Here is a 6,057-nt window from a genome sequence, read left to right as displayed (position 1 = left end):
GCGGTGGCGCGCACCGTAGCCCGGGAGGTGAAAGCCCGCTGCGCTGGGCAGCTGGGAGCACGGAGTTTGCACGATCCTGAGATCCAGGCCCGGCTGGACCGCGCCCGCCCCGGCTGGCGCTAAGCGCCGATGCGCCTCGAGATCGAAGGGGAGCGCGTGCGGGTCTTCACGGGGCTGGCGATGCGCTGGCGCCTGGTGCAGGTTCTGGGCCCGGCGCGAGCCCTGCGGGTGGCCCAGGCCGTGGCCCGGCACAGCGGGCCGGTGCTGGGCGTGGATTGGGGGAGACGCGATTTCCTTCGCCGCACCACAGGCGCCCTGGCCGGATGGATCGCCCTGCGGAGCCTGGGCCGGCCCGTCCCAGTCGGCATCTTCGGTATGACCCATGGCCCCCTTTCAGGAGCGGAAGCAACTGCGGTGCCTGTTGGATCAGAGGCTTCCTCTCAGGGCGTAGTTGTGGTGCGCCAGACACGACCCTGCTTCTCTTCTTCCCTTATTTCCTCGCTATTTCCTACCGCTTTCCTATCGCCCTTTGGCGAAGCGGTAGGAAAACGGTCAAAAGTTTGCCATGCGCCCAAGGATCGACGATGTAGAGTCTATAGTTTGATAAGAGGTTCATATTATGAAGCTTTGGCTTCTTGGTCCTCTCGAAACTGTTGTGATATGTTTTAGTATGGTTTTATTCGTTATTTGGATTAAGGGCCCCGGGTTGCGGGCGAATAGCGGGCGGATTCCGAGTCTTCCATGCTTGGCCGGAGCAGGGTCTAACCTGCTCATCTGCCCAAAGCCATGAAAACTGGAAAGCCCTGCCGGAGACCCGTCCGCTGTCAAAAACAGGAACATCTGCATGTCAAAAACATGAACACTCCGGGCTGGACAAGGCCCGCCATGCTCTTTCTGATTGGATTCAGAACGACTCCTCTCTGGAGTCAACGTAGCGTCGAAAATAGGTTAAGGAGGTCAGATATGAAAATAGTAAAGTGTTTACTAATCCTAGGTGTAGGATTTGTGCTTCTGGCCACAGCAACGCACACAGTCATAGCAGTTGGGATGGTGACCGAACTGCCATTCATTGGTTCCTACAATGTCTCGTGTGGTTATCACACCAGTTGCTATGGGACACCTACCCCTGGCTATGGGCTTGACTTCGTTAATAGGAACGAGTCCACTTACGGTGATGTCACTTATGCTTCCGGACGCGGCACAGTCACTGCCTCTGGACCTGAAGGCGGCTGGGGGTACAGGGTAATCATTCGTCACCCAGACAACTACTACAGCCGCTATGCCCACCTGCTATACTGGTTTCCCGCCGCCAACCACAAGATGCGGGAGGGTTCCCCCATTGGTTATATGGATTCAACCGGTAATTCTACAGGCCACCATTTACACTTCCAGGTATATTACAACACGACTTCTGGCGGTGGTGTGGATCCAACTCCTATTGACGGCTATACCCAGTTCTGTGGTGCCGGTCAGACGTGTGGCCCGTACAACAACTATAGTTTCAACACCGAGATGCGATTAGTGGACAACACAGATGGTGGCTTCTCTCTGACAGGAACTGCTCCTTGCTGGAGCAATACCACGAACGGTTTCCACCGGGATGGTCTAGGTAAGTCAGTGACCTACTACCAGTACTGCAACGGCACCACCGGTAATCCGACTCGCATTGGCACCTGGGTGCCTTCTTTGCCGATTTCGGGGAACTATCATGTTTACGTGTTTGCTCCCAACCACAGCGGTATAACTCTTACCGGGAATGCCCGCTATCAGATCTACTCCAATAACACTCTGATCGCCACCATTTCCGTCAATCAGAACGGTTATAACAACGACTGGGTCTGGTTAGGAATGTGGAACCTCAGTACAAGTGGCACTTACGTCCGACTGACGAATCAGACAAGTGATGGACAAATGGTGGCCTATGATGCAATCATGTTTGTTAGGGATTTCTAAATCATATAAATTCAAGATGATGAATTAGGCTGGGGAGGTGTATCATGTTCAAATTTAAAGTGATGTTACAGACGAGGCTTATAGTGCTTTGCGTCTCGATTTTGCTTGGAGGTATCCCCCACCTATACCCCCAGGTCCAAGCTCAGGAATTACCCTCGGCTGAGCAGAGCAAATGGATTACTATTGCCGATGGTTACTATGGATACAGTTTCCAGGTGCCTGCTGCCTGGCATAAAGAGATGGGGGTCACGCCTGACCGCTGGGTCTTTTACAGTGATCCTACTGTTGTTACTAAGGAGCTGTCCCCAGCCGCTTTGCCCCAGGGCCTGATCAAGATGGATTTCGCAGCTGATCCAGTAGGTCATTGGCTGCCAGAGCCAGAGGTACGGGATCCTGCCATAGATAAGCGAGGCATGGCTACGAGTGAAGAACTTCTCCCCCTCTTGCCTCCTGGCACCTGGACAACAGTGAGCGGCCAGCCAGCCCTGATTGTGCGGGAAAAAATTGATGATGGTGATGGGCCTTTTGTGGAGGGCACCTCGGTCATCATCCTGGCTGACCGGATGATCTACTATCTGTGGGTGGCATATGCTCCCCCCACTGGCACCAACCAGGAGGCAGCAGCTCGTTTCAAGACAGCCTACGACCAGATCCTGAGCCGCATTCTGAATAGTTTTGTTATCTCCTCCCCAGGGGGTCAATAATGAGGCTGAAACTAATTTTTCTGCTTCTTCTCTTTGGATTGGCAGGATGCGCTGCTCCTGGCATCTCGTCGCCTGCGCCTACTCCTGAAACGGCCTTGCCGTTACCAACATGGCCCCTCGCATCCTCCACTTCAGGTCCCACTCCTGCCTCTATGGTGCCATCCCCAACCCAAGAACCCGTCGAGGCGTGGCAACGGGTTAGCGACGATGAATATGGATATTCCTTCGAAGTGCCTGCGACCTGGATTCGGGACGAAGAAAGCGCAACGCCAGATCGCCTGATGTTCTTTAGCGACCCGACGGTGATCGGGCAAGTCGGTCCCCTAACTCTCCCAAACGGCTTGATGAAACTGGATTTCGCCGTCGATCCTGTCGGTAAGGGCAAGCCCGATCTGACGGGGGCTACCCCAATTATGGTGGCTGGCAAACCGGCCTGGATCATTTCATGGGAGGGGAGTGAAGCAGCAGGGCCCCCCAGCTTCAATGTTTACATTTCGGGGTCCGAATATTGGTATACCTTGTGGTTAGGTTGTACGCCGCCCTCTGGAGCCGATGCGAAGGTCACAGACACGTTCATTGCCAAATGCCGGCAGATCCTGGATCATATACTGGACAGTTTTCAAATTATGAAATGATTGTTCAAAAATTCGGTAGCTTGGCGGCAGGCCGGATAAGCCCTCATTGTCCTCTGTTTTTTCTTGCTGCGTTGAACAACCAGTGATTGGAATGCTACAATGAAGCAGATGGATGGACGATGATCGAGAGAAAACATGAGAGAATTTCTAAAAATTCCTCCCAACCCAAATGTGGTCGGTCGAGGCTATCGCCATAGCCGAAGTGCGCTGCCAATTGCATCGCCTACCGGGCCATCCTTCCTCACACTCCTGTAAGGCCGGGTGGGGGGCGGATCCCGTTGTGCTCGAACCAGCAGACAGTCACCCACGCATCCCATGTCGCCGCTTGCTTCGCCAAGCCATGCGCCTTACGAGTTAAGGCACCCCGCTGATTGCGCAACATCCCGTTCAACCGCTCCTCGGACACACAATAGAGACACGTGACCGGATCTCCCAGCACCGGAAGCATCTCTACCCGAACGATGCTCCCGTTTACCTGTCGCTGGATCGCTTGGGTCCGGCCAACATCCCCCCGGAGCACCAGAGAAAAACGCTTCCGTTGGCCGGTCGGTTGCGGATCGCGATCCACCTGTCGGAGCGCTATCCGCTGGAGAAAGTGGTTGTCGAAGGGAAATACGAAGGAGCTTTCATAGATAATGGGGCAGTTCAGATGCTATCCTGGAACCAGGAGGGGCTCTCGATCATGATCACCGCTTCCCGACCGCATTCGCCCTACCCGGTTTCCACTCTTTTGCAGATCGCTGTCCATCTGAAACGCGCGAAGTGAGAGGAACCCGCGGGCAATCCGATTTCCAGAGGTCAGAAATGGGACGCCATCGGATCGATCAGGACCGATCCCCAGATACACGGACAAACTCGCTTGCCTCACGGAGGTGGGTTCTGGCGCTGGCCCCGTTACTCCTCCTGCTGGGGTTCGGAGGGTGGACCCTGGTCTACGAGGAAGGGCGGTTTTCCCGTAGGCCTCCCACTCCGGAATGGGTCGATCCTCAGGGTCGGGTGGATCTATCCCGCCTCCCTTCTCGCATCGGGGTGATCGATTCGGCCGGCCGGCTGGTCGGCTGGATCGATCCGCAGGAGGAGCCCTTCTGGATGGCCCCGCCCCCTCCCGGAACGCCGGCCCCCTATCGCTATAAGGTCCGGGACGCCCAGGGAAGGCTCATCGGCTACCTGAGTGCGGAGCCCGCCGGGGAAGCGGATCAGACAAAAGACTTCATCGGAAATAAGACCTGTGGTATACGTTCCCCACACTCTTTGCACAGGGGGATACAAGATGCTGAACTACGCCAGGGTTTCTGCCTACTCCCGGATTTTCCGAAGCCTCACTGGGACGACCCCAGAGGCTTTTAGAGGGTTACTTCCTGCTTTCCAGCAAGCGTACGAACAGGCACTGGATGAAGCGGATGCCCGGCGGGATTCTCCGCGCCAGCGGCGCCGAGGCGCTGGCCGGAAACCGGTTTTGGGTACCCTGGAGGACAAGCTGTTCTTCATCCTTGTGTATTTCCGGCTGTACCCTACCTAGGAGGTGCTGGGTTTTCTGTTCGGCTTTGGGCAGCCTCAGGCCAACTATTGGGTTCACTGGCTGACCCCGATTCTCAATGCGGCGCTGGGGTATGAAATCCAACTTCCTGCCCGGCAGCCGGCCACCCTTCAGCAGGTTCTGGAGGCGTGTCCCGAATTGCAGTTCATTCTGGACAGAACTGAACGGCCGATTCAGCGGCCGAAAGATCGCCAGCGGCAGCGAGATTATTACAGCGGGCGGAAGAAACGGCACACGGTAAAGAATGTAGTGATCACTCATAAGCCCAGTGGCCGGATTCTGGGCTTAAGTCGCACCTATGTGGGAAGACGCCGGATTTGAGGGATATGCGCCAGAAGGCGTGATCGTCCACCGTCCCAGGAAGAAACCTCCCAAGGGCGGATTGAGCCCTGAGGAGAAAGCGCAAGATCGCGCCATCTCTCAAGAGCGGATTGGGGTGGAACATAGCATCGGTAAAGTGAAAATCTTCCGGATTGTCCGGGAGCCGTATCGGAATCATCGGCCTTCCTTTGAAGACCTGATTATGGAGACAGCGTGCGGCTGGTGCAACCTGCTTCTGGCCTGTCGGTCGGCAAAGGTCGCCCAACGGGTCGCCACTGCGTAGGGGAGTAGAAGGGATAGAGATAACCGCTTCTCTCCCCCAGGCCTTGAATTACAGCCTATTTCCGATGAACTCTATAGAGAAAGCCTGGGAGGACACCATGGGGATCGTCGGGATCAAAGCAGAGATCCTTCACCCTGTCCTTCTGGTGGTCGGCCTGGAGGCCGTCTGGTCCCCCTTCAAGGCCGCTCTCCAGCAAGCCGGGTTCACCGTGATCCACCGGCTCAACCCCATGGAGGCCCTGGCCTCTTGGGTTTCTTCAGCCCCTGACGCCATTCTGATCGCTTCCCCCTTGATGAAGAGCTCCTGCTCCTGATTCACCGGTTGCGGCTGGAGACAGTTATCCCTCTTATTTTGCTCACCTTTTGTGCGGACGAACTGTCCATCTTGCGCGCTTACGAGGCCGGCGCCGATGATGTTCTGCTGCTCGCTATGCGCCCGCCGCTGCTGACGGCTAAGGCAATGGCCTGGGTGCGCCGGGCCCGGAGTATTCCCTTAAACACCTTGCCGCCGCTTACAGGCCAGGACCTCACCCTGGACCCCCAAACGCGCACCGTTTTCCTGCCGGACGGACAGGCCGTCCGCCTCACAGTGCTGGAGTTTCGCTTCCTCTATACCTTGATGGTC

8 protein-coding genes and 1 pseudogene are annotated in these 6,057 nt (G+C 56.2%); 8 read left to right on the top strand and 1 reads right to left on the bottom strand.

The window, feature by feature from the left end; genetic code table 11:
- The first annotated feature begins 1,047 nt into the window (after positions 1-1,047).
- The 3 genes from VAE54_RS08315 to VAE54_RS08305 are packed head-to-tail and all read left to right on the top strand — an operon-like array spanning position 1,048 to position 3,292.
- Positions 1,048-1,953: a peptidoglycan DD-metalloendopeptidase family protein gene (locus VAE54_RS08315; protein ID WP_322801489.1), complete on the top strand. Its 906-nt coding sequence runs from the start codon at positions 1,048-1,050 to the stop codon at positions 1,951-1,953.
- A 44-nt stretch (positions 1,954-1,997) separates the two neighbouring features.
- The gene (locus tag VAE54_RS08310; protein WP_322801488.1) at positions 1,998-2,657 is read left to right on the top strand and encodes a hypothetical protein; all 660 of its coding nucleotides are present in this window, start codon (positions 1,998-2,000) and stop codon (positions 2,655-2,657) included.
- Positions 2,657-3,292, top strand: coding sequence for a hypothetical protein (locus VAE54_RS08305; RefSeq protein ID WP_322801487.1), 636 nt, complete (start codon positions 2,657-2,659; stop codon positions 3,290-3,292). The genes VAE54_RS08310 and VAE54_RS08305 overlap by 1 nt, the downstream gene beginning before the upstream one ends.
- A gap of 241 nt (positions 3,293-3,533) precedes the next feature.
- Here the strand turns inward: VAE54_RS08305 and VAE54_RS08300 are convergent, their stop codons facing one another.
- A complete protein-coding gene (locus VAE54_RS08300; RefSeq protein ID WP_322801486.1) occupies positions 3,534-3,812 on the bottom strand; it encodes a hypothetical protein in 279 nt (92 codons plus the stop codon).
- An 18-nt stretch (positions 3,813-3,830) separates the two neighbouring features.
- Between VAE54_RS08300 and VAE54_RS08295 the strand changes: the two genes are divergently transcribed.
- From VAE54_RS08295 to VAE54_RS08285, 5 genes and pseudogenes are all read left to right on the top strand, one after another.
- On the top strand, positions 3,831-4,058 hold the full coding sequence (locus tag VAE54_RS08295) for a hypothetical protein (protein ID WP_322801485.1): 228 nt from the start codon (positions 3,831-3,833) through the stop codon (positions 4,056-4,058).
- A gap of 756 nt (positions 4,059-4,814) precedes the next feature.
- Positions 4,815-5,150 carry a transposase family protein gene (locus tag VAE54_RS14605; RefSeq protein WP_416223789.1) on the top strand — a complete coding sequence of 112 codons (336 nt, stop codon included), beginning with the start codon at positions 4,815-4,817 and terminating at the stop codon, positions 5,148-5,150.
- A complete protein-coding gene (locus VAE54_RS14600) occupies positions 5,128-5,433 on the top strand; it encodes a transposase family protein (RefSeq protein ID WP_416223788.1) in 306 nt (101 codons plus the stop codon). Before VAE54_RS14605 ends, VAE54_RS14600 begins: the two co-directional genes overlap by 23 nt.
- 97 nt (positions 5,434-5,530) lie before the next feature.
- Complete coding sequence (locus VAE54_RS08290) at positions 5,531-5,746, top strand: hypothetical protein (protein WP_322801484.1); 216 nt, start codon at positions 5,531-5,533, stop codon at positions 5,744-5,746.
- Positions 5,747-5,754: 8 nt separating this feature from the next.
- Positions 5,755-6,057: pseudogene (locus VAE54_RS08285) on the top strand (DNA-binding response regulator); the annotation flags it as partial.

Origin of the sequence: Thermoflexus sp. (assembly GCF_034432235.1) — a bacterium.
Classification (GTDB): domain Bacteria; phylum Chloroflexota; class Anaerolineae; order Thermoflexales; family Thermoflexaceae; genus Thermoflexus.
The sequence above is the reverse complement of the archived record's forward strand: the minus strand, read 5'-3'. Positions and strand labels throughout refer to the sequence as shown.

Bases quoted from the DNA above. Each gene is read 5' to 3' on its own strand.
- VAE54_RS08305 (WP_322801487.1), top strand. From the start codon at position 2,657: ATGAGGCTGAAACTAATTTTTCTGCTTCTTCTCTTTGGATTGGCAGGA.
- VAE54_RS14600 (WP_416223788.1), top strand. From the start codon at position 5,128: ATGTGGGAAGACGCCGGATTTGAGGGATATGCGCCAGAAGGCGTGATC.
- VAE54_RS08315 (WP_322801489.1), top strand. From the start codon at position 1,048: ATGGTGACCGAACTGCCATTCATTGGTTCCTACAATGTCTCGTGTGGT.
- VAE54_RS08290 (WP_322801484.1), top strand. From the start codon at position 5,531: ATGGGGATCGTCGGGATCAAAGCAGAGATCCTTCACCCTGTCCTTCTG.
- VAE54_RS08310 (WP_322801488.1), top strand. From the start codon at position 1,998: ATGTTCAAATTTAAAGTGATGTTACAGACGAGGCTTATAGTGCTTTGC.